The sequence below is a fragment of the Polaromonas sp. genome (genome assembly GCF_029945925.1).
In the GTDB taxonomy this organism is placed as follows: domain Bacteria; phylum Pseudomonadota; class Gammaproteobacteria; order Burkholderiales; family Burkholderiaceae_C; genus Polaromonas.
In genome coordinates, this window is record NZ_JAQSDN010000027.1 from 1 (window position 1) to 21,097 (window position 21,097).

Sequence of the window (21,097 nt, forward strand, 5' to 3'; positions counted from 1 at the left end):
CCGGTGAGTGAAATCATGACGCCGCGCGAACGTCTGATCACCATGCCCGACGGCACCACGCCGGCGGAGGCCAAGACCCTGCTGAACAAGCACAAGCTTGAACGCCTGCTGCTGGTCAACGACGACTTTGAACTCAAGGGCCTGATCACGGTCAAGGACATCACCAAACAGACCAATTTCCCCAATGCCGCGCGCGACGCCTCGGGCCGCCTGCGCGTGGGCGCGGCCGTTGGTGTGGGTGAAGGCACCGAGGAGCGCGTGGAGGCGCTGGTCCGGGCCGGGGTCGATGCCATCGTGGTCGACACCGCTCACGGCCACAGCCACGGCGTGATCGAGCGCGTGCGCTGGGTGAAGAAGAACTATCCGCAGGTTGATGTGATCGGCGGCAACATTGCCACCGGCGCCGCGGCGCTGGCCCTGGTGGAAGCGGGCGCGGATGCGGTCAAGGTCGGCATCGGTCCCGGCTCCATCTGCACCACCCGCATCGTCGCGGGTGTGGGTGTGCCGCAAATCATGGCGATTGACAGCGTGGCCATGGCGCTGCGCGGCACCGGCGTGCCGTTGATTGCCGACGGCGGCATCCGCTACAGCGGCGACATCGCCAAGGCCATCGCAGCCGGCGCAGGCACCGTGATGATGGGCGGCATGTTTGCCGGCACCGAGGAAGCCCCCGGCGAAGTGATTTTGTTCCAGGGCCGCAGCTACAAGAGCTACCGCGGCATGGGCAGCATTGGCGCGATGCAGCAGGGCAGTGCCGACCGCTATTTCCAGGAAGCCACCACCGGCAACCCGAACGCCGACAAGTTGGTGCCCGAGGGCATTGAAGGCCGTGTGCCCTACAAGGGTTCCATGGTCGCCATCATCTACCAGATGGCCGGCGGCCTGCGCGCCAGCATGGGCTACTGCGGTTGTGCCACCATTGAAGACATGCGCAACCAGGCCGAGTTCGTTGAGATCACGACGGCCGGCATTCGCGAAAGCCATGTCCACGACGTGCAGATCACCAAAGAAGCCCCCAATTACAGGGCAGATTGACCGTTTTGGCTTGTCAGGGGCGTCTTCATAGACGCCTTTTTCTTTTTTTGCCTTGAAGACACTTTTTCATGCAGCACCAAAAAATCCTCATTCTCGATTTCGGCTCCCAGGTCACCCAGCTGATTGCCCGGCGCATCCGTGAAGCCCATGTGTTCTGCGAAGTCCATCCCTGCGATGTGACCAGCGACTGGGTCCGCGATTACGCCCAGGATGGCAAGCTCAAGGGCATCATCCTGTCCGGCAGTCACGCCAGCGTCTACGAAGACAGCACCGACAAGGCGCCACATGCGGTGTTCGACCTGGGCGTGCCCGTGCTGGGCATCTGCTACGGCATGCAGACCATGGCGCACCAGCTCGGCGGCATCGTGCAAAGCGGCCACAAGCGCGAATTCGGTCCCGCCGATGTGCGGGCGCATGGGCATACCCAGCTGCTGGAAGGCATCCAGGATTACGCGACGTCCGACGGCCACGGCATGCTGGATGTGTGGATGAGCCATGGCGACAAGGTCACCGAGCTGCCGCCCGGCTTCAAGCTGATGGCCAGTACCGAGAGCTGCCCGATCGCCGGCATGGCCGACGAGGAACGCCGGTTTTACGGCGTGCAGTTCCATCCCGAAGTCACACACACCAAGCGCGGTGCGGCCATTCTGGAGCGTTTTGTCCTCGATATCTGCGGTACGCGGGCCGACTGGATCATGGGCGACTACATCAGCGAGGCGGTGGAAAAAATCCGTGCCCAGGTCGGCAAGGAAGAGGTGATTCTGGGCCTGTCCGGCGGCGTCGATTCGTCCGTTGCGGCGGCGCTGATTCACCGCGCCATCGGCGACCAGCTGACCTGCGTGTTTGTCGATCACGGCCTGCTGCGCCTGAACGAGGGCGACATGGTGATGGACATGTTCGTCGGCAAGCTGCACGCGAAAGTCATTCGCGTCGATGCCGCCGACCAGTTCCTCGGTCATCTCAAGGGCGTCAGCGACCCCGAAGCCAAGCGCAAGATCATTGGCCGCGAATTCGTGGAAGTGTTCAAGGCCGAAGCCGGCAAGCTCAAGAGCGACCATTCGCGCCATGTGGCCTGGCTGGCCCAGGGCACGATTTATCCGGACGTGATCGAAAGCGGCGGCGCCAAGAACAAAAAAGCCATCACGATCAAGAGCCACCACAACGTGGGCGGCCTGCCCGAGCAGCTCGGCCTGAAGCTGCTTGAACCCCTGCGCGAGCTGTTCAAGGACGAAGTGCGCGAACTGGGCGTGGCGTTGGGCCTGCCTTTTCACATGGTGTACCGCCACCCCTTCCCGGGTCCGGGTCTGGGGGTGCGGATTCTGGGCGAAGTCAAAAAGGAATACGCCGATTTGCTGCGCCGCGCCGACGCCATCTTCATTGAAGAGCTGCGCAACTTCACCGACGACGCCACCGGCAAGAGCTGGTACGACCTGACCAGTCAGGCGTTTGCGGTGTTTCTGCCGGTGAAAAGTGTGGGCGTCATGGGCGACGGCCGCACCTACGACTACGTGGTGGCCCTGCGCGCGGTGCAGACCAGCGACTTCATGACCGCCGACTGGGCCGAGCTGCCCTATGCGCTGCTCAAAAAGGTTTCCAGCCGCATCATTAACGAAGTGCGCGGCATCAACCGCGTGACCTACGATGTCAGCAGCAAGCCCCCGGCCACGATCGAATGGGAATAGGGCGCAACCAACCCCGGCCTCCGTACGCAGCGACCCGCAAGCACCATGCCTGAGCAGTCTTTCCTGCCGGGCTTCGAGGCCGCGCCCCGACCCACCGACAGGCTGTTTTTCGCCATCTACCCGGACGCGGCCGCCGCCGCACAGATTGCCCGGCTCGCGCAGCAACTGCGTGCGGAACACGGCCTGCAGGGCAAGCCGCTGAAACCGGAGCGCTTCCATGTCACGCTGCATCATCTGGGCGACCATGCCGGGCTGCCGCAGGACCTGGTCGCCGCAGCCTGCGTTGCGGCGGCAGGCGTTGCGGCTGCACCGTTTGACATCACCTTCGACCACGTCGCCAGTTTCACCAGTGCGCCGCGCAACCGGCCGTTTGTCCTGCGCGGCGACGACGGCCTGGCGCCGCTGGCCGCTTTCCAGCAAAGCCTCGGCGAGGCGCTGAAAAATACCGTGCTTGGCCGCTGGGCCAAGCCGGGCTTCACGCCCCATGTGACACTTCTTTACGATGACCGCAGCGTCCCCGCGCAGGCCGTGACGCCGGTTTCCTGGACCGCGCACGAGTTTGTTCTCGTGCACAGCCTGATGGGCCAGACCCGGCATGTGCCCCTGGCGCGCTGGCCTTTACACGCCTGAGTTGCCCATGGCGCCGTAGCGCAGACGCGTTTTACCGTTTCAGGCGTCCGGCTTTTTGTCGGATACTTCAGCCTATGTATTTGCCTCCCCAGTTCAAAGGTGACCGCGCCCAGGCCCAGGCGCTGATCACCGACCATCCCTTCGCCAGCCTGGTCAGCGTGGACGACGCGGGGCTGCCCTACGTGACGCACCTGCCGCTGCATCTGGAAGAACGCGGTGATCAGCTGGTGCTACTGGGGCACGTCGCCAAACCCAATCCGCATTGGCGCTACCTGGCCGCCAAGCCGCAGGCCGTGGCGACTTTTCTCGGACCCCATGCCTACCTGTCACCCAAGGTCTACCCCGACCTGGCGCGGGTGCCAACCTGGAATTACCTGGCCGTGCATTGCACCGTGCAGGCCAGCCTGATCGAAGACCCGCAGGCCAAGGACCGGCTGCTCAAAAAGCTGATTGGCGACCATGAGCCGCCTTATGCGGAGCAGTGGCGCGGCCTGGGCGAGGAGTTTGCCCACAAGATGCTGGCCGGCATTGTGGCCTTTGAGTTGCAGGTCACCGACCTGCAGTGCAAGCTCAAACTCAACCAGCACCGGACCGAGTCGCACGCGGCCATGAAAGCCATGTATGCCGCCGGCACGCCCGACGAACAGGCACTGGCCGGCTGGATGGACCGGCTGGGCATGGGGACCGCTGCCGACCCCCGCGAGGAGACCTGACATGCGTGCCATCTTTGGCGTCCTGAGCCTGCTGATGGTTGTCGCCATCATCGGCGTACTGGCGAAAAAACAACTCTCCCCGGCGCCTGTGAAGCTGGCACCGGCAGACGCTGGCCTGGCTTTGCCCGCGCCTGCGGCCGGCGCCACACCGCAGCAGCAAAGCCAGCAGATCCAGAACCAGATGCGCCAATCGATTGAAAACGCGATGCAGCAGGCCCGGCCCATGCCGGAAGACAAATAATTTGTATCAAATCGGGCTTCAGCCCCCGTGGTACTTGCGCAAGCTGCTATAAAAAACGAAGCAATCATGAGCGATGCGTACTACATGCAAATGGCGCTGGCGCAGGCCCGGCAAGCCGCCGAGGCGGGCGAGGTGCCGGTCGGTGCCGTGCTGGTGCGGCATGGCCAGGTGATCGCCACCGGCTGCAACCAACCCATCAGCGGGCATGACCCGACCGCTCATGCCGAAATGCAGGCCCTGCGGTCTGCCGCCCAGGCCGGGGGCAACTACCGGCTTGATGAGTGTGAACTGTTTGTCACACTGGAACCCTGCGCCATGTGCGCTGGCGCCATGCTGCACGCGCGGCTCAAGCGTGTGGTCTTCGGTGCGCCGGATCCGAAAACCGGGGCCGCCGGTTCCGTCATCGACCTGTTCGCCAACCCGCAGCTCAACCACCAGACGCAGGTGCAGGGCGGGGTGCTGGCCGCGGAATGCGGCGCGCTGCTGCAGGATTTTTTCCAGCAGCGACGCAGCGAGCAGCGCCAGGAGACAAAACTGAACCATCCCCTGCGCGATGACGCGCTCCGCACGCCCGACGGCGCGTTTGCCGATCTGCCAGGCTACCCCTGGGCGCCCCGTTACCTCGGCGACCTGCCTTCACTGGCCGGCCTGCGCATGCATTACCTCGACGAGGGGCCCCGTGAGGGACTCACCTGGCTGTGCCTGCACGGCAATCCGGCCTGGAGCTATCTGTACCGCAAAATGATTCCGGTGTTCCTGGCGGCCGGGCACCGGGTGGTGGCGCCCGACCTGATCGGTTTCGGCAAAAGCGACAAGCCCAAAAAGGACAGCTTTCACAGCTTCACCGGACACCGGCAGAACCTGCTGGAGCTGGTGGAGCGCCTGGACCTGAAGAACATCGTGCTGGTGGTGCAGGACTGGGGTGGCCTGCTGGGCCTGACCCTGCCGATGGCCGCGCCCGAGCGCTACCGCGGCCTGCTGGTCATGAACACGACACTGGCGACTGGCGATCAGCCTTTGTCGCCGGGCTTTCTGGCCTGGCGCGAGATGTGCGCGAAAAACCCCGGGTTCGATGTAGCACGGCTGTTCGCGCGCGGCAACCCGCAGATGAGTGCCGAAGAATGCGCCGCCTACAACGCGCCTTTCCCCGATCGGGGGCATCGCGCCGCCTTGCGTGCCTTTCCGGCCATGGTGCCGGAATTCGAGGACTCGGACGGTGCCGCCATTTCACGCGATGCACGAAATTTCTGGCGCGAACGCTGGCAAGGCCGGACCTTGATGGCCGTCGGCGCGCAGGACCCGGTGCTCGGCGTGCCCGTCATGCAGCAGTTGCAAGCCATGATCCGCGGTTGCCCCGAGGCCGTGGTGCTGCCGCAGGCGGGGCATTTTGTGCAGGAGCATGGGGAAAGCATTGCCCGGCAGGCGGTGCGTTCTCTGGGCGGCTGATCGGCGGCTTTGCAATGGCTGGTCCGGGCAGTGGGATACTCCTTCTCGTGAAAAAACATATCTACATCTACTCCCCCTCCAGCGCCGTGCGCGACAAGGCCGCTTTCAAGCGCGGCGTGCGGCGCCTGACCACGCTGGGTTATGAGGTCGAGCTTGACGAGACCGCGCTGAGCAGCCACCAGCGTTTTGCCGGCGACGACGACGCCCGGCTGGCCGCGATCGCCCGGGCGGCCGCCAGCGGTGCCGATGTGGCGCTGATCTCCCGGGGCGGCTACGGGCTGACACGCCTGCTGCCGCATATCAACTACAAGGCGCTGGACAAGGCCGTGTCCCGGGGCACGCGCTTCGTTGGCCTGAGCGATTTCACGGCCCTGCAAAACGCGCTGCTGGCCAAAACCGGGGCGGTGAGCTGGGCCGGTCCGGCACTCGGCGAGGACTTCGGAACCGAAGGCCAGCCTGACGACATCATGGAAGCCTGCTTTGACGACCTGATCACGGGGCAGGGCGAGGGCACCGGCTGGCGCCTGCCGAAAATCGCTGCGAAATCAGGAGCGGATGGCGCCTGGCAGCCGGGGGCCGAGGGCAAATTTGGCGTCAAAAGTGCAGTTTTGTGGGGCGGCAACCTCGCGGTGCTGTGTTCGCTGGTGGGCACCCCTTACCTGCCCCAGGTGAAGGGCGGCATTTTGTTTCTGGAAGAGGTGCATGAACACCCGTACCGGCTGGAGCGCATGTTGACGCAGCTGTTGCACGCCGGCGTGCTGGCGCAGCAGAAGGCGATTGTGCTGGGGCAGTTCACCAACTACAAGCTGGTGCCGCACGACAAGGGGTTCAAATTGGCCACGGTGGTGGCGTGGTTGCAGCGCCAGATCAAGGCGCCGGTGTTGACCGGACTGCCGTTTGGCCATGTGCCGACCAAGGTGGTGTTGCCGGTGGGGGCAAAGGTGGCGCTGGCCGTCGAGGACAGGGACGCTTTTCTGCTCTGGGGTCACAGCCATTAAGCAAGGGAAACGCACCGGGCTGGCCGGCGGTTCTATCGACCTGCTGGCGCCTGGCCCGGAGGGGGCCAGCCTAGTTGGTCAGCGAGCTGCGCCGCGAGCCAAGGCTGCCGGGCAGCAGGCCTTCAAACATTTTTGTGATGCCGTTGACCTTCTGGCGGGCAATGGTTTCGCCCTGCATGGCCGACAGCACGGCCATGACGTCACCGCGGGCATACCAGAGACCTTGCGCATCCTGGGCGTAGCGCACCCGCAGCGCAATTTTCGGGTAATGTTTCTCGCCGAACTCGCCGAGTTCGTTGAGCATCAATTGCCGAATGCCTTCGGTACGTTTTTCCAGGCTGGAAGGCGTCACCTCGCCACCATTGAGCAGGCCCAGCAAACTGCTTTTCAAGTCAGGTTTAATCCAGCGCATAGCGTTTGTGCTTTCGATAGTAGGGCGGTACGAAACCGTGCGGTCTGGTAGATTAAGCCTCCACGGTTACAGATGCAAGATCTACCTGTGACATGGTTAACGTAAAACAACAAATAAATCAATGTGTTAGTAACCAAATGTCATGTTGATTCTTGAGTTGTAAACAAAGGTATTATTTTTTGAGTCTTCTTGATTTGCTCGTGCCGAGAAAATCATCATGATTTTCTTTGTGATTTATTTACCTCTTGCTTCCCTGTTTTTTCACAAAATTCCCCTTTTTAGAGCTTGATATGACTACCTACCCCTCGCACTACATCAATGGCCAATGGGTCAAGGCGCAATCGGCAGAGACCCTGCCGGTGCACGACTCGAGCACCGAGGAAGTCATGGCGACCGTGCCGGCCGGCACAGCGCTGGAAGCCGAACGCGCCGTGCTGGCCGCCCGCGCTGCTTTTGACGCCTGGGCCGCCTTGCCCGTCGAAACACGCGCCGCCTACCTCGACAAGGTCGCGGCCGGCCTGAAGGCCCGCACCGACGAGATGGCGCTGACCATCGCCCGTGAAGTCGGCATGCCGCTGAAGATGGCACGCGCGGTGCAGGTGGGCGGGCCCACTTGGCACTGGAGCAACTTTGCCAGGATCGCGCGCAATTTCGAATGGGAAAAGAAAGTCGGCAACTCGCTGGTGGTGCGCGAGCCGATCGGCGTGGTGGGCTGCATCACGCCGTGGAATTTCCCGCTCAGCCAGATCACCCTGAAAATCGCGCCGGCGCTGGCCGCCGGCTGCACCGTGGTGCTCAAGCCCAGCGAGATTGCGCCCGTCAATGCCATGATCCTGGCCGAAATCATTCACGAAGCCGGCCTGCCGCCCGGCGTGTTCAACCTCGTCAACGGCATGGGTCCGGTGGTCGGCGAAGTGCTGGCGACCCACCCCGAGGTGGACATGGTCAGTTTCACCGGGTCCACGCGTGCCGGCAAACGTGTCGGTGAACTCGCCAGCCAGTCGGTCAAACGCGTGGCGCTGGAACTCGGCGGCAAGTCGGCCAGCGTGATTCTGGAAGACGCGGACTTCGAGGCTGCCGTCAAGGGCACGATCTCGGCCTGCATGCTCAACAGCGGCCAGACCTGCTCGGCCCACACCCGCATGCTGGTGCCGGCCGGCCGTTATGACGAGGTCAAGGCACTGGCGAAAACCGTGATCGCCAAGTTCAGCATTGGTCCCAGCCTCGAGGAAACCAGCAAGCTCGGTCCGCTGGTCAGCGCGAACCAGCGCGACCGCGTGCTGGGATTCATCCGCACCGGCATCGAAGAGGGCGCGGACGTGATTGCCGGCGGTGACCAGCCGCCTGCCTTCGAGAAGGGCTACTTTGTGCAGCCGACCATCCTTGGCATCAAAGCCACCGACACGCTGGCCCAGGAGGAAATTTTCGGACCCGTGCTGGTGGTGATTCCGTACAAGGATGAGGAAGAGGCGGTGGCGATCGCCAACAGCACGATTTACGGTCTGGGCGGCGGCGTCTGGAGCGGCAGCGACGAACATGCGATGAAAGTCGCGCGCCGCATCCGCACCGGGCAGGTCGACATCAACGGCGGCCCCTTCAATGCCAATGCGCCTTTCGGCGGCTACAAGCAGTCGGGCAACGGCCGTGAGGCGGGTGTGTACGGGTTTGAGGAGTTTCTGGAGCTCAAGTCGCTGCAGTTCAAGCCGGTCGCGACCGCCTGATGGCCCGCACCTGATTGCTGGGGCGCCTGATTCGGTTAGGCTATCGCCCACAACAAGGAGGAGGCAATCATGGTCTGGATCAAACGGTTTTTCTGGGTGTTGCTGGTGCTGGTCGCGCTGCTCGCGGCTGCGCTGGCTGTCTACGCCACGCGCGCCTTTCCGGCGCTGGACGGCGAACTCAAGCTGCCCGCCCTGGCGGCGCCGGTGACCGTGGCGCGCGATGGCGCCGACGTCACCCACATCAAGGCCCAGTCTCCGCGCGATGCCTGGCTCGCGCTCGGTTATGTGCACGCGCAGGAGCGCGGCTGGCAGCTGGAGTTCAACCGCCGCGTCATGCGCGGCGAACTCTCGGAGGTGCTGGGCGAGGCCACGCTGGACACCGACAAGCTCATGCGCACCCTGGGCATCATGGAAGCGGCCGCGCGCCAGTGGCAGGTGTTGCCGGCCGACGGCAAGGCGGCGTTGCAGGCCTACAGCGACGGCATCAACGCCTTTTATGCCGGCAGCGCACAGGCGCTGTCGCCGGAATTCCACATCCTTGGCGTCAAGCCGGGCGGTCGCTCGGGCCAGCCCTGGACGCCGCAGGACAGCGTCGGCTGGTCGCTGATGATGGCGCTGGACCTGGGCGGGAACTGGGGCAATGAATTTGCGCGCCTGTCCGCGGCCAGGGTGCTGACGACCGAACAGCTGTGGCAGCTGTTCACGCCTTACCCGGGCGAGGCGCCGGCTTCCAGAACCGACTTCGCCAAGCTGTATGCCGGGCTCGGCGTTTACAGAACCGTGCCGGACGCTATTAAAACAGGAGCTGCCGGCGTAAGTACAGAAAGGGCTGGAGCCCGATTTGATGCAGAAGCCCAGCAGGGGATGCGGGGTTTGATGGCGCAGGACATCAATGGCTGGGCGGCCGACATCGGCAACGTCGAAGGCAAGGGTTCCAACAACTGGGTGCTTCCCGGCAGCCGCACACGCAGCGGCAAACCCCTGCTGGCCAACGACCCGCACCTGGGCCTGTCGGCGCCGGCCATCTGGTACTTTGCGCACCTGCAGGCACCCGCCGGCAAGGCCGCGGACGGAAGCACGCTGCCGGGCATGGATGTGATCGGTGCCACCTTGCCCGGCCTTCCTTTTGTGGTGCTGGGCCGCACCGACAAGGTGGCCTGGGGCTTTACCAACACCGGCCCCGACGTGCAGGACCTGTACCTGGAGCAGATCAACCCCGCCAACCCGCAGCAGTACCGGGTGCCGGGGGCGGCGGGCCAGCCGTTATGGGCCTGGTTCAAGACACGCCGTGAAACCATCGCCGTCAAGGGCAGGCCGGACGTCAGCCTGACGGTGCGTGTCAGCCGCCACGGCCCGGTACTCAGCGACGTGCAAAAAGCGCATGGCGAGGTGCTGGACACCGGCAAGTACGTGCTTTCGCTGCGCTGGAGTGCCCTCGAGACGGACAACCTGACGGTGGTGGCGGGCGTGCGCGGCAACCAGGCGCAGTCCGTGGACGACCTGCTGGCTGCCTACGCGAATTACCACTCGCCCATGCAGAACCTCGTGATGGCCGATGTGGCCGGCAAGGTGGCCTACAAGGCCGTGGGCAAGGTTCCCCTGCGCCAGCCGGACAACGACATCCGGGGTATTGCACCCTCACCGGGCTGGGAGGCAAAGTACGACTGGGCCGGCTGGCTGCCGTATGCCCAGACGCCGCAGACCGATGCGCTGGCCATCGGCAAAAAAGGCTGGTTTGCCAACGCCAACCAGAGCGTGACCCCGCCCGGTTATGACTTCTTCATGGGCCAGGACTGGGTGGCTCCTTACCGCTTTGACCGCATCGAGAAGCTGCTGGGTGAAACACCCCGGCATGATCTGGCGTCAATGCAGAAGATCCAGGGCGACCCCTTGTCGTTGGCCACGCTGACGCTGCTGCCGTTGTTGCAGAAGACGGCATCACAACATGTGCTGGCCCAGCAGGCGCAAGCCGTTCTGGCCGGCTTTGACGGCCGCATGCGCGCCGACAGCGCGGCTCCGCTGATTTTCTCGACCTGGGCCGATGAACTCACGCGTGGCGTGATCGGCGGCAAGCTCGGCGAGGAGCGTCTCAAAGCCATGTATGGCAAGCGCCATTTCCGCAGTGCCATCGAGGAGATTGTCCAGCGCAACGACGGCTTCTGGTGCGGTGCCGCAGGTTGCGCTGCCCAGTCCACCGCCGCGCTTGACCGCGCGCTCACGCGCCTGCAGGCCAGCCATGGCCAGGTACCGGCGTTATGGAAGTGGGGTGATGTCCATTACGCGCTGTCAGCGCACCGGCCCTTCGGCAGCGTGCCGGTGCTGGCCCGGGTGTTCGACGTGCGGGTGCCGACGGACGGGGACTCCTTCACCATCAATGTCGGCCAGTACTGGCCCAACGACCACAACACCCCGTTCGCCAACCGGCATGCGGCGTCGCTGCGCGCCGTGTACGACCTGGCCGATCTGGAGAACTCGCAGTTCATCTACCAGACCGGACAGAGCGGCCTGGTGTTTTCAAGCCGCTACCGCGACATGCGCCAGACCTGGGCGGCTGTGGGTTACCGCCCGCTGCAAATGAAACCGGCGGCGTTTGCCCACCAGCTGACGCTGGCGCCTTGAGGTTGGACAGGTCCGGCCGTCGGCTCAGGCCGGCACGGCTTCCACGTTGAGCCTGTCCCAATGGCGGTGGCGGGCCATGGCGGCAATCAAGGCCTGTGAAATCTGACCGTCGGCCGCCTTGCGCGAGTCGCCCAGCAGAATGCCCTCGGTGGGCTCCATCAGCGCGCCATCCTTGGTGTCGAGCGCAAAGCCCAGCGTGCCGAGCAACTGCGCGCCCTCGTTGAGGGCGCACACGGTCTTGCAATGTTTATAGGCCTCCAGCACGAAATGGATGGCGTCGCCCAGCTGTGCCAGCGTGGCGGCACTGGCTGCGCCGCCCGGTATCACGACCGCATCAAACATGATGGACGAGGTGTTGGAGAACGTGTGGTCCGCGGGAAGCTGTTTGCCTGAGGAGGTGGTGACGTGGCCGAGCTGGGGCGCGACCACCTTGCACTGGGCGCCGGCGTCCAGCAGCTCCTGTTGCAGGCGCTTGAAGCTCAGCAGGTCCACGCCGTCGGCGACCAGAATCGCGACCTTGCGTGTCCGGATGTTGTCGGTGGCCGGCCGGCCGGCCATGCTCAAGGCCGCATCTTCATCGACGGTCTGCGCGATCCGGTAGTCGCGAAAGCCCAGCCGCCCGGCTGCGGCCTTGGCGTCGGGGGCGTTGATGCCCAGCGGCGCCGCCACCCGGGCGGCCAGCTTGGCATCCACATGCGCCAGGTTGTCGACCATGCGCTGGCGGATGTCGGGCACCTCGACCTTGGACAGTTCAAACCGGAAGGCGGCCACGATGTGGTCTTTTTCGGCCGGGCTCTGGCTGTTCCAGAACAGCGTGGCATGGGAAAAATGGTCGTCGAACGAAGGGCTGCGCCGGCGGATTTTCGGGGATTCCAGCGCCTGCGGATGGGTGTGAAAACCCTGGGCGCCGCCATCGACGCGAAATTCCGCGCCTGTCGCCAGGGTGTTGGGTTCGTAAGCGACCCGCCCTTTGCTGATGCCCTGGCGGTGCATGCCGTCGCGCTGGAAATTGTGGAAAGGGCAGACCGCCTTGTTGATCGGAATCTCGTGAAAATTCGCCCCGCCCAGGCGTGACAGCTGGGTGTCCGTGTAGGAAAACAGGCGCCCCTGCAGCAGCGGGTCGTCGGTGAAATCGATGCCCGGCACCAGATGGCCGGGGTGAAACGCCACCTGTTCGGTCTCGGCGAAGAAGTTGTCCGGATTGCGGTTGAGCACCATCTTGCCGATGCGCTGCACCGGAACGACCGATTCGGGAATCAGCTTGGTCGGGTCCAGAATGTCAAAGCCGAGCTTGTCTTCCTGGCCTTCCTCGATGATCTGCACGCCGAGTTCCCACTCCGGAAAGTCGCCCTTGTCGATGGCTTCCCAGAGGTCCCGGCGGTGGTAGTCACCGTCTTTTCCTGCAATTTTCTGGGCTTCGTCCCAGGCCAGGCCGTGCACGCCGAGTTTGGGCTTCCAGTGGAATTTCACAAAATGCGCGTCGCCGTGCGCATTGATGAACCGGAAGGTGTGCACGCCAAAACCTTCCATCATCCGGTAGCTGCGTGGAATGGCGCGGTCCGACATCGCCCACATCAGCATGTGGGTGGATTCGGGCATCAGCGAGACAAAGTCCCAGAAGGTGTCGTGCGCGCTCGCGGCCTGCGGCATCTCGTTGTGGGGCTCGGGCTTGAGGGCATGGACGAGGTCGGGGAACTTGATCGCGTCCTGGACAAAGAAGACCGGGATGTTGTTGCCCACCAGGTCGTAGTTGCCTTCGTCGGTGTAGAACTTGACGGCAAAGCCGCGCACGTCGCGCACCGTGTCGGCCGACCCCCGTGATCCCGCAACGGTGGAAAAGCGCGCAAACACCGGGGTTTCCAGCTCGGGATTCTGCAGAAAACCGGCGCTGGTGAACTGCGTCATCGGCTTGTAGAGCTTGAAAAACCCGTGCGCCGCAGAGCCGCGTGCATGCACGGCGCGCTCGGGAATGCGCTCGTGGTCGAAATGGGTTATTTTTTCGCGGAGAACGAAGTCCTCCATCAGCGTCGGACCGCGGACGCCGGCCTTGAGCGAATTGTGGTTGTCCGGAATGTGCAGACCCTGGTTGGTCGTCAGCGTGCTGGCGGCGTCGGCAGTAGAAGCCTGAAGCTGTTTTTGCTTTTCGGTGGCCCCGTTGGAAAGCTTGGGGGCGCTGGCTGTACTGCGCTTGGGTTGCGTCATCTGGGTTCCTTGAAAACGGTTCAAAAAGGTGAGGAAAGTGCGTCGAGCGGACAGGTGGCCCGTGCGGCGGCTGCAGGGGCGCTAACTGGACTCGCTGTCGAGCAGGCGCTCCATCCCCTTGGCAACCAGCATCACGGCCAGGGTCGCCACCATCGCGACCATCAGCCAGGCAATGACGGTCTGCAGCGGCTCGGCCGTGCCGTCGGGCAACATGGCCAGCAGGGCGCCCAGGCCGATCAAGGTGGCCACCAGCCAGGCCGCGGGTCCGAAAGGGGAATGCCGCTGGCGCGTGCCCGCTGTGCCGGGGGCGTCGGTGGGGGAGGATGCTGCGAGTGCCATCGGATGTCCTCATGGGAAGGGGGCGGTGAAAGAAAACACGGCGGAAAACACTTCGACGAGGAAGATCAGCTCCCACCTTACAAGGCGGGGCGGCTGGGGGCCGTAGTTGCCGGGCGCCAGTGGCTGTAAGGTCAGTCGCGAGCCCTTGTAAGACCCGTCTTACTTCAATGCGTCGCACTGCCTGACCGCCGCGTGGGCCGGACAAACGCTGTGCCAGGCCCCGGCACAGGCGCGGCCGCGCCGGGGCCTCCTCCTACAGGGCGACACTGGGGTTTCCCGCATGCCGGGCCGGCCAATCCTTTTAAGGTTGAAGGGCTGCGAGAAAAGCATGTGGCCCGGTTGGGGCCCGCCATTTTTTACTGAACCGGAACCGACCCGGAGAAAGCGTCCTGATGATCACGCCCCGCATTGAAGAAGAAAACGCACTGCCAGCCGCGCCATCGCGGCCGCTGACCGAGGACGTGCTGCAATCGGCCGAACAGGCGGTGCTGAGCAACCCCGCATCGGACGGGATTCTGGCCCCCGTCGGCCATGATGTGGCAGCACCGGGTGTGCTGACGCGCTACCGCGAGTCGCTGGCCAGCCAGGTGGCCCGCAAGCCGGGTCAGTCCGCGCTGCTCGCCCTGGCGGCGGGCGCCTTGGCCGCCGCAGTGCTGCGGTCGGTGGTCAGCCGCCGCAGGCGTAACCAACGTTCATGAGCCTTCGTGCCATGCCTCGTTCCTGGAAGGCCCACGTGCCACCCGACAGTCCGCCGCCGGTGATGCCGCCGGCACCGGAGCCACCACCCGAGGTGATCGACTTGCCGCCCGGCGAGCCCGTCCAGCCTGTGCGCGAGCCGGGCCAGGTGAGTCCGGCTCAGGCCTGAGGCGGTCGCGACGACAAGTCGCGGATGGCGTTGCGCGCCTCGTCGCCTTCGGGAATCGGCTCGCCGCTGTCGCGCCACTGCACGGCGGCCTTGAAACCTTCGGCCTGGGCATAACGGCGAAACCACATGCCCTCGGGGTTGTGGCGCGTGATGCCATCGAACACGGTGGCCATCATCTGCGTCTGCTCCAGCCCCATGGTCAGCATCACCTGGTTGACCACCATCTTGTGCATGGCCAGATGCGAACGCGGCACGCCGGCGATGCGCTGCGCGAGTTTCAAGGTGGCCGCTTCCAGCTGGTCGATCGGCACACTTTCGTTGGCCAGGCCCCAGTCGGCGGCCTTTTTTCCGTCGATGGTGTCGCCGGTGAACATCATCTGCTTGGCGCGGGTGGCGCCCAGGCGATAAGTCCACATCGCGGTGGTGGGGCAACCCCAGACGCGGGTCGGCATGTAGCCGATACGTGCATCGTCGGCCATCACCAGCAAATCGCAGCACAGCGCAATGTCGCTGCCTCCGGCGGCGGCGTAACCGTGGACCTTGGCAATCGTCGGTTTCGGGCTGCGCCATAGGCTCATGAAATCTTCGGTGTTGCGCTTCATGTAGGCGTAGTCCACCATCGGGTCCCAGGGGAACTGCTCCTGCTGGCAGGGGTGGTCGATGTTGCCTTCGCCGAAGTGATTGAGGTCGTACCCGCCGCAAAACCCCTTGCCCGCGCCTTCGACAATGATCACGTGGACCTCATCCTCGGCCGCTGCCCAGTCGATGGCGGCGCGGATCTCGCGCGGCATGGCGTCGTTGATGGCGTTGAGCCGCTCCGGCCGGTTGAGCAGCAGGCGCGCGATGCGCGGGTGGGCGGCGTCCTTGGCTATGCGCAGGGTGCTGAATTCGGGCATGTCTTGTCTCCGGTGTTGTGATGAAAACCATCATAGCCAAGGGTGGGGCAGGCACCGTGGCGGGCAAGGACGGGTCTGCTTTCTCCAACTGGTTGCGACTGCAACCAGTTCGGATTATAGTTGTGTCCGCAACCAAATAAACATCTACCCATGACTCTCATGAATTCCCCATTCCCGGACCGTGTTCCGGTGCTGATTGCCGGCGGTGGACCGGTCGGTCTCACCCTGGCTGCGCTGCTTTCGCGCTACGGCATCGAATGCCTGGTGGTGGAAGCCGATGAGGCTTACTGCAGCGGCAGCCGCGCCATCTGCATGTCGCGCCGTTCGCAGGAAATCCTCGGCTGGGTCGGCGCCGACAAGCCGCTGGTGGACAAGGGCCTGTCCTGGGTGGGCGGGCGCAGTTACTGGCGCGACGCCGAGGTGCTGCATTTCCAGATGCCGAGCGAGCCGACCCAGCGTTTTGCGCCCATGGTCAACATCCAGCAGTTTTATGTGGAGGAGTTTGCGCACCGCGCCGGCACCTCGGCCATGGACCTGCGCTGGTCCAGCCGCGTGACGGCCGTACGCCAGCTTGCCGATGGCGCCGAGGTCGAAGTCGAAAGCCCCTCGGGACTCCACAAGGTTCGCGCCGACTGGGTGGTCGCCTGCGACGGCGGACGCAGCACCGTGCGCGAGCAGCTCGGCCTGCAGCTTCAGGGCACGCAGTACGACGGCAAATATGTGATCGTCGACATCGTGCAGAAGACCCGGCGCGCGGTCGAGCGCCTGGCCTGGTTCGACCCGCCGTCCAACCCGGGCTCCACCATCCTGATGCACCGCCAGCCCGACGATGTCTGGCGCATCGACTACCAGATCCGTGACGACGAAGACCCGGTCGAGGCCGTCAAGCCCGAAAACGTGTTGCCGCGCGTGCAAAGCCATTTGCGCATGATCGGCGAGGACGAGCCCTGGGAGCCGCTGTGGATCTCGATCTACAACGCCAAGTGCCTGAGCCTGGACAGCTACCGCCACGGCCGCGTGTTGTTCGCGGGTGACGCTGCGCACCTGGTGCCTATCTTCGGCGTGCGCGGGCTCAACTCCGGGCTGGACGACGCCGGTAACCTGGCGTGGAAGCTCGCCGCCGTGATTGAGGGCCGGGCGGCTGAAGACCTGCTCGATTCGTATTCCACCGAGCGGGTCCACGCCGCGCGTGAAAACATCGCCTATGGCGCCAAAAGCACCGAATTCATGGCGCCGCCCAACTTTGCCTTCAAGCTGATGCGGGAAGCCACCTTGCGGCTAGCACTCAGCGATGACAAGGTGCGGCCGCTGATCAACCCGCGCCAGTCCTCGCCCATCACCTATGTCGACTCACCGCTCAACCTGCCGCAAGCCGGTGCGTGGGCCAGCGATCTGGCCGCGCCAGGTGCGCCCGCGCCCGAGGCCCTGCTGGCCGGACCGCACGGCCCGCTACACCTCACGCAATGTTTTGGCCGCGACATGGTGTGCCTGGTGTTTGCCGGCGGCGCCTTGCCCGATGCGCTGCGCGATTTGCCGGACCACGGCGTGGCGGTGCTGGCGATTGAACCCGAGGCCGACACGCTGGGCCAGGCGCGCCAGCGTTACGGCCTGCCCGACGCCAGCGCCGAGGCTCTGGTGCTGGTACGCCCCGACGGTTATGTGATGGGCCGCTGGCGCGGCCTGGACCCGGCGCCGCTGCTGGCCGCCCTCGAACTCAAAGGATTCGCCGTATGACCGATGCCGACCTTGACCTGAGTTATTCCGCCCTGTGCGAAGCCCTCGCGCAGGTGGGCGAGGCCCGGGCGCCGCTTTTGCTGGCCATGCTGAGCCTGTCGCTGATGAGCCGCTTCGAAGGTGCCGACCAGGTGTTGCCGCTGATCGCCAACGCGCAGACACAGTGCGCCGCCGAGGCCGGTGATGCCGCGTAAATCCCCCGGCACCCCGCGGCTGGACGAGTTCCTGACCTACCGGCTGCACCTGGTCAACAAGCTGACCGACAAGTTCAGCAGCGACGCCTATGCCGACGAGTTCAACCTGCCGGTCGGCGAGGCGCGCTGCCTGGCGGCCATCGGCAACTTTGCGCCGCTCTCGGTGGTGGAACTGGCCGCCAGGGCCAACCTCAACAAGGGCCAGGCCAGCCGTGCGGCGCAGTCGCTGGTGGACCGCGGCCTGGTGTGCAAGGATGCCAGCACCTCTGACGGCCGCGGCGTGGTGCTGACGCTGACGAGGGCAGGCCAGCGCTTGTGGAGCCGCGTGATGGCGCTGATTGCGCGGCGCAATGACGAGATTTTTGGCTGCCTGTCGGCGACGCAGCAGCAGCAACTGGGCCGCATGCTGGACCGCCTGATTGCCCACGCCCGGGCCTGAATCGGTCATTTAAAGGCCGAATCGGCTTGATTTGGGTTGATTGGGGGCGCGAAATACCCATGTGAGGAGCACAAGCGGGCTTAAAACCTTAAAATCAAAGGTTGCCCTTTTAGGTCCTCTTTAGGCCCCCATGAACGCCCCCATCGACGTCTCTTTTTTCGCGCGCGCCGCCAAACCGCTGACCAGCTACCGGAAGTACTGGGCCAGCCGCTTCGGCACGTCGAAATTTTTGCCCATGAGCCGGGCCGAGATGGACGTCCTGGGCTGGGACAGTTGCGACATCATCATCGTCACCGGCGACGCCTATGTGGACCACCCGAGCTTCGGCATGGCGGTCATCGGCCGCATGCTCGAAGCCCAGGGCTTTCGCGTCGGCATCATCGCCCAGCCCGACTGGCAAAGCGCCGACCCGTTCAAGGCCCTGGGCAAACCGAACCTGTTTTTCGGCGTGACCGCCGGCAACATGGATTCGATGATCAACCGCTACACGGCGGACCGCAAGATCCGCAGCGATGACGCCTACACGCCCGGCGACATCGGCGGCAAGCGGCCCGATCGCGCCGCCATCGTTTATTCGCAGCGCTGCCGCGAAGCGTACAAGGACGTGCCCATCATCCTGGGCGGCATCGAAGGCTCGCTGCGCCGCATCGCCCATTACGACTACTGGTCCGACAAGGTGCGCCGCTCCATCGTGGTGGATGCCAAGTGCGACCTGCTGCTGTACGGCAACGCCGAACGCGCGATTGTCGAAATTGCCCACCGCATCGCCGCCAAGGAGCCGGTCGCGACCATGACCGACATCCGCGGCACGGCGTTCATCCGCCGCACGGGCGACGAGAGCGCGCAAGGCTGGTTCGAAATCGACTCCACCAGCGTGGACGCGCCGGGCCGGGTCGAGGCGCATGTCAATCCCTACCTGATGATTTCCGAGCAGGCCAAAGAGCAGGGCGCCAGCTGCGCGCGCGAAGACGAAGCTGCCCAAGTGGCCGCGCAGGCCGAGGCTGCGGGATCACTCCCTCTCCTTCCGGGAGAGGGCAGGCGTGAGGGCGCGGCGATGCCGCTGAGGTTTGTGCCCAACCCCAATTTGCGGTTGAAAGCCAATTCGCTGAGCCCTCACCCTAACCCTCTCCCAGCGGGAGAGGGAACAGGACCGGAAGTGATTTCGACGCGGCCGGTTTTACTCCCTCTCCCCCTGGGAGAGGGCAGGGGTGAGAGCTCCCCGACTCCAGCCATCGGCAAGATCAAGGTCCCGCCGCGCGACCGCTCGGTGATCCGCCTGCCTTCCTACGAGCAGGTCAAAAGCGACGCCGTGCTCTATGCCCACGCCAACCGCGTGCTGCACCTCGAAACCAACCCCGGCAACGCACGCGCGCTGGTGCAGGCGCATGGCGAAGGCGCAACCGCGCGCGATGTCTGGATCACACCGCCGCCGATTCCGCTGACCACGGCCGAGATGGACTACGTGTTCGATCTGCCCTACGCACGCGCCCCGCACCCGGCCTACCAGGATGCGAATGGCAGCCACGACGGCGCGACCAAGATCCCGGCCTGGGAAATGATCCGCTTCAGCGTGAACATCATGCGCGGCTGCTTCGGCGGCTGCACCTTCTGCTCCATCACCGAGCATGAGGGCCGCATCATCCAGAGCCGTTCGGAAGACTCGGTGATCCGCGAGATCGAGGCCATCCGCGACACCGTCAAGGGGTTCACCGGCTCCATTTCCGACCTGGGCGGGCCGACCGCCAACATGTACCGCATCGGCTGCAAGTCGCCCGAGATCGAATCGGCCTGCCGCAAGCCAAGCTGCGTCTACCCCGGCATCTGCCAGAACCTCAACACCGACCACAACCCGCTGATCAAGATGTACCGCCGCGCGCGGGCGCTCAAGGGCGTGAAGAAGATTTTGATCAGCTCCGGCCTGCGTTACGACCTGGCCGTGCAAAGCCCGGAGTACGTGAAAGAACTGGTCACGCACCACGTTGGCGGCTACCTCAAGATCGCGCCAGAGCACACCGAGCAGGGGCCGCTGACCAAGATGATGAAACCGGGCATCGGCAGCTACGACAAGTTCAAGCAGATGTTCGAGAAGTACACGCTCGAAGCCGGCAAGAAGCAGTTTCTGATTCCGTACTTCATCGCCGCCCACCCCGGCACCAGCGACGAAGACATGATGAATCTGGCGATTTGGCTCAAGAAAAACGGCTTTCGCGCCGACCAGGTGCAGACGTTTTACCCGTCGCCCATGGCCACCGCCACCACGATGTACCACACCAACAAGAACCCGCTGCGCAAGATCACGCGCGACAGCGAGACGGTGGACATCGTGCGCGGCGACAAGCGCCGCCGCCTGCACAAAGCCTTTTTGCGCTACCACGACGCCAACAACTGGCCGCTGCTGCGCGAGGCGCTCAAGGCGATGGGCCGCGCCGACCTGATCGGCAACGGCAAGCACCACCTGATCCCGACCTTCCAGCCCATGACCGACGGCGGCTACGTGAGCGCGCGCAAGAAAAACTCGACCTCCGTGGCTTTGAAACCCGTGACCCCGATGAAGGGTCGTATCCTGACCCAGCACACCGGTCTGCCGCCGCGCGACAGCGGGTCGGGCAAGCCGGGCGGCAGGCCCTTTGTGCGCAAGGCGCGCTGAAACGGTTTGATGCCGTTGCGGACGCGATCTGCCATCCAAGCGTAAGCGCTGCTGCGCGCCGGTCCTCGTGGCATCGCTGCCTGCACAAGTGCTGGCGCTCATACGTGTTGGATTGATCGTGAATACACCGCTGAAGCGCGGTTCTCGCCGAAGGGTCGTGCGACGAGCCGGGCGACGGGCCGTGCGAGGTTGTTTGCTTCGGCTGCTATAGGAGCCTGTTGGACTTGGGGATCGTCGGCTGCAAATCGACCGCCGCGGTCCATTTTTTACCGCCTTTTTGTCCC

Annotated in this window: 18 protein-coding genes and 1 pseudogene; 15 read left to right on the top strand and 4 right to left on the bottom strand. The window is 64.5% G+C overall.

Going from position 1 to position 21,097, the window contains the following annotated elements:
* From PSV40_RS06750 to PSV40_RS06780, 7 genes are all read left to right on the top strand, one after another.
* A partial coding sequence (locus PSV40_RS06750; protein WP_300535873.1) for an IMP dehydrogenase occupies window positions 1-1,035 on the top strand: 1,035 nt, incomplete at its 5' end.
* 68 nt (window positions 1,036-1,103) lie between these two features.
* Complete coding sequence (guaA, locus tag PSV40_RS06755) at window positions 1,104-2,717, top strand: glutamine-hydrolyzing GMP synthase (RefSeq protein ID WP_300535876.1); 1,614 nt, start codon at window positions 1,104-1,106, stop codon at window positions 2,715-2,717.
* A gap of 45 nt (window positions 2,718-2,762) precedes the next feature.
* The gene (gene thpR, locus PSV40_RS06760; RefSeq protein ID WP_300535879.1) at window positions 2,763-3,347 is read left to right on the top strand and encodes an RNA 2',3'-cyclic phosphodiesterase; all 585 of its coding nucleotides are present in this window, start codon (window positions 2,763-2,765) and stop codon (window positions 3,345-3,347) included.
* A gap of 74 nt (window positions 3,348-3,421) precedes the next feature.
* On the top strand, window positions 3,422-4,060 hold the full coding sequence (locus PSV40_RS06765; protein WP_300535883.1) for an FMN-binding negative transcriptional regulator: 639 nt from the start codon (window positions 3,422-3,424) through the stop codon (window positions 4,058-4,060).
* Between the two features lies 1 nt (window position 4,061).
* The gene (locus tag PSV40_RS06770) at window positions 4,062-4,301 is read left to right on the top strand and encodes a hypothetical protein (protein ID WP_300535886.1); all 240 of its coding nucleotides are present in this window, start codon (window positions 4,062-4,064) and stop codon (window positions 4,299-4,301) included.
* Window positions 4,302-4,367: 66 nt separating this feature from the next.
* Window positions 4,368-5,747 carry a tRNA adenosine(34) deaminase TadA gene (gene tadA / locus PSV40_RS06775; RefSeq protein WP_300535889.1) on the top strand — a complete coding sequence of 460 codons (1,380 nt, stop codon included), beginning with the start codon at window positions 4,368-4,370 and terminating at the stop codon, window positions 5,745-5,747.
* Window positions 5,748-5,761: 14 nt separating this feature from the next.
* Window positions 5,762-6,745 carry an LD-carboxypeptidase gene (locus tag PSV40_RS06780; RefSeq protein ID WP_300535892.1) on the top strand — a complete coding sequence of 328 codons (984 nt, stop codon included), beginning with the start codon at window positions 5,762-5,764 and terminating at the stop codon, window positions 6,743-6,745.
* A gap of 70 nt (window positions 6,746-6,815) precedes the next feature.
* Here the strand turns inward: PSV40_RS06780 and PSV40_RS06785 are convergent, their stop codons facing one another.
* Window positions 6,816-7,136: a hypothetical protein gene (locus PSV40_RS06785; protein ID WP_300535894.1), complete on the bottom strand. Its 321-nt coding sequence runs from the start codon at window positions 7,134-7,136 to the stop codon at window positions 6,816-6,818.
* Between the two features lie 311 nt (window positions 7,137-7,447).
* On the opposite strand from PSV40_RS06785, the gene PSV40_RS06790 reads away from it, so the two are divergent.
* Both PSV40_RS06790 and PSV40_RS06795 read left to right on the top strand, forming a co-directional pair.
* Complete coding sequence (locus tag PSV40_RS06790; RefSeq protein WP_300535896.1) at window positions 7,448-8,878, top strand: aldehyde dehydrogenase family protein; 1,431 nt, start codon at window positions 7,448-7,450, stop codon at window positions 8,876-8,878.
* 69 nt (window positions 8,879-8,947) lie between these two features.
* The gene (locus PSV40_RS06795) at window positions 8,948-11,497 is read left to right on the top strand and encodes a penicillin acylase family protein (RefSeq protein ID WP_300535899.1); all 2,550 of its coding nucleotides are present in this window, start codon (window positions 8,948-8,950) and stop codon (window positions 11,495-11,497) included.
* Between the two features lie 24 nt (window positions 11,498-11,521).
* On the opposite strand, the gene PSV40_RS06800 is transcribed toward PSV40_RS06795, so the two are convergent.
* Both PSV40_RS06800 and PSV40_RS06805 read right to left on the bottom strand, forming a co-directional pair.
* Window positions 11,522-13,699, bottom strand: coding sequence for a catalase (locus tag PSV40_RS06800; RefSeq protein ID WP_300535901.1), 2,178 nt, complete (start codon window positions 13,697-13,699; stop codon window positions 11,522-11,524).
* Between the two features lie 81 nt (window positions 13,700-13,780).
* Window positions 13,781-14,038, bottom strand: coding sequence for a hypothetical protein (locus tag PSV40_RS06805; RefSeq protein WP_300535904.1), 258 nt, complete (start codon window positions 14,036-14,038; stop codon window positions 13,781-13,783).
* Between the two features lie 392 nt (window positions 14,039-14,430).
* On the opposite strand from PSV40_RS06805, the gene PSV40_RS06810 reads away from it, so the two are divergent.
* Together PSV40_RS06810 and PSV40_RS06815 are read left to right on the top strand one after the other, a co-directional pair.
* Window positions 14,431-14,736, top strand: a complete 306-nt coding sequence (locus tag PSV40_RS06810; RefSeq protein ID WP_300535907.1) for a hypothetical protein — start codon at window positions 14,431-14,433, stop codon at window positions 14,734-14,736.
* A gap of 11 nt (window positions 14,737-14,747) precedes the next feature.
* The gene (locus tag PSV40_RS06815) at window positions 14,748-14,903 is read left to right on the top strand and encodes a hypothetical protein (RefSeq protein ID WP_300535910.1); all 156 of its coding nucleotides are present in this window, start codon (window positions 14,748-14,750) and stop codon (window positions 14,901-14,903) included.
* Here the strand turns inward: PSV40_RS06815 and PSV40_RS06820 are convergent.
* Window positions 14,894-15,802: pseudogene (locus tag PSV40_RS06820) on the bottom strand (crotonase/enoyl-CoA hydratase family protein); the annotation flags it as partial. The gene PSV40_RS06815 and the pseudogene PSV40_RS06820 sit on opposite strands and share 10 nt — an antisense overlap.
* A gap of 156 nt (window positions 15,803-15,958) precedes the next feature.
* On the opposite strand from PSV40_RS06820, the gene PSV40_RS06825 reads away from it, so the two are divergent.
* The 4 genes from PSV40_RS06825 (at window position 15,959) to PSV40_RS06840 (ending at window position 20,813) form a co-directional block, all read left to right on the top strand.
* Window positions 15,959-17,533, top strand: coding sequence for an FAD-dependent oxidoreductase (locus tag PSV40_RS06825; RefSeq protein ID WP_300535913.1), 1,575 nt, complete (start codon window positions 15,959-15,961; stop codon window positions 17,531-17,533).
* Entirely contained in the window at window positions 17,530-17,727 is a 198-nt protein-coding gene (locus tag PSV40_RS06830; protein ID WP_300535916.1) for a hypothetical protein, read from the top strand. Before PSV40_RS06825 ends, PSV40_RS06830 begins: the two co-directional genes overlap by 4 nt.
* On the top strand, window positions 17,717-18,166 hold the full coding sequence (locus PSV40_RS06835; RefSeq protein ID WP_300535918.1) for a MarR family winged helix-turn-helix transcriptional regulator: 450 nt from the start codon (window positions 17,717-17,719) through the stop codon (window positions 18,164-18,166). Before PSV40_RS06830 ends, PSV40_RS06835 begins: the two co-directional genes overlap by 11 nt.
* 130 nt (window positions 18,167-18,296) lie before the next feature.
* Window positions 18,297-20,813 carry a YgiQ family radical SAM protein gene (locus PSV40_RS06840; RefSeq protein WP_300535920.1) on the top strand — a complete coding sequence of 839 codons (2,517 nt, stop codon included), beginning with the start codon at window positions 18,297-18,299 and terminating at the stop codon, window positions 20,811-20,813.
* Window positions 20,814-21,097: the final 284 nt, after the last annotated feature.

Bases quoted from the DNA above. Each gene is read 5' to 3' on its own strand.
- guaA (WP_300535876.1), top strand. From the start codon at position 1,104: ATGCAGCACCAAAAAATCCTCATTCTCGATTTCGGCTCCCAGGTCACC.
- thpR (WP_300535879.1), top strand. From the start codon at position 2,763: ATGCCTGAGCAGTCTTTCCTGCCGGGCTTCGAGGCCGCGCCCCGACCC.
- PSV40_RS06765 (WP_300535883.1), top strand. From the start codon at position 3,422: ATGTATTTGCCTCCCCAGTTCAAAGGTGACCGCGCCCAGGCCCAGGCG.
- PSV40_RS06770 (WP_300535886.1), top strand. From the start codon at position 4,062: ATGCGTGCCATCTTTGGCGTCCTGAGCCTGCTGATGGTTGTCGCCATC.
- tadA (WP_300535889.1), top strand. From the start codon at position 4,368: ATGAGCGATGCGTACTACATGCAAATGGCGCTGGCGCAGGCCCGGCAA.
- PSV40_RS06780 (WP_300535892.1), top strand. From the start codon at position 5,762: ATGGCTGGTCCGGGCAGTGGGATACTCCTTCTCGTGAAAAAACATATC.
- PSV40_RS06790 (WP_300535896.1), top strand. From the start codon at position 7,448: ATGACTACCTACCCCTCGCACTACATCAATGGCCAATGGGTCAAGGCG.
- PSV40_RS06795 (WP_300535899.1), top strand. From the start codon at position 8,948: ATGGTCTGGATCAAACGGTTTTTCTGGGTGTTGCTGGTGCTGGTCGCG.
- PSV40_RS06800 (WP_300535901.1), bottom strand. From the start codon at position 13,699: ATGACGCAACCCAAGCGCAGTACAGCCAGCGCCCCCAAGCTTTCCAAC.
- PSV40_RS06805 (WP_300535904.1), bottom strand. From the start codon at position 14,038: ATGGCACTCGCAGCATCCTCCCCCACCGACGCCCCCGGCACAGCGGGC.
- PSV40_RS06810 (WP_300535907.1), top strand. From the start codon at position 14,431: ATGATCACGCCCCGCATTGAAGAAGAAAACGCACTGCCAGCCGCGCCA.
- PSV40_RS06815 (WP_300535910.1), top strand. From the start codon at position 14,748: ATGCCTCGTTCCTGGAAGGCCCACGTGCCACCCGACAGTCCGCCGCCG.
- PSV40_RS06825 (WP_300535913.1), top strand. From the start codon at position 15,959: ATGAATTCCCCATTCCCGGACCGTGTTCCGGTGCTGATTGCCGGCGGT.
- PSV40_RS06830 (WP_300535916.1), top strand. From the start codon at position 17,530: ATGACCGATGCCGACCTTGACCTGAGTTATTCCGCCCTGTGCGAAGCC.
- PSV40_RS06835 (WP_300535918.1), top strand. From the start codon at position 17,717: ATGCCGCGTAAATCCCCCGGCACCCCGCGGCTGGACGAGTTCCTGACC.
- PSV40_RS06840 (WP_300535920.1), top strand. From the start codon at position 18,297: ATGAACGCCCCCATCGACGTCTCTTTTTTCGCGCGCGCCGCCAAACCG.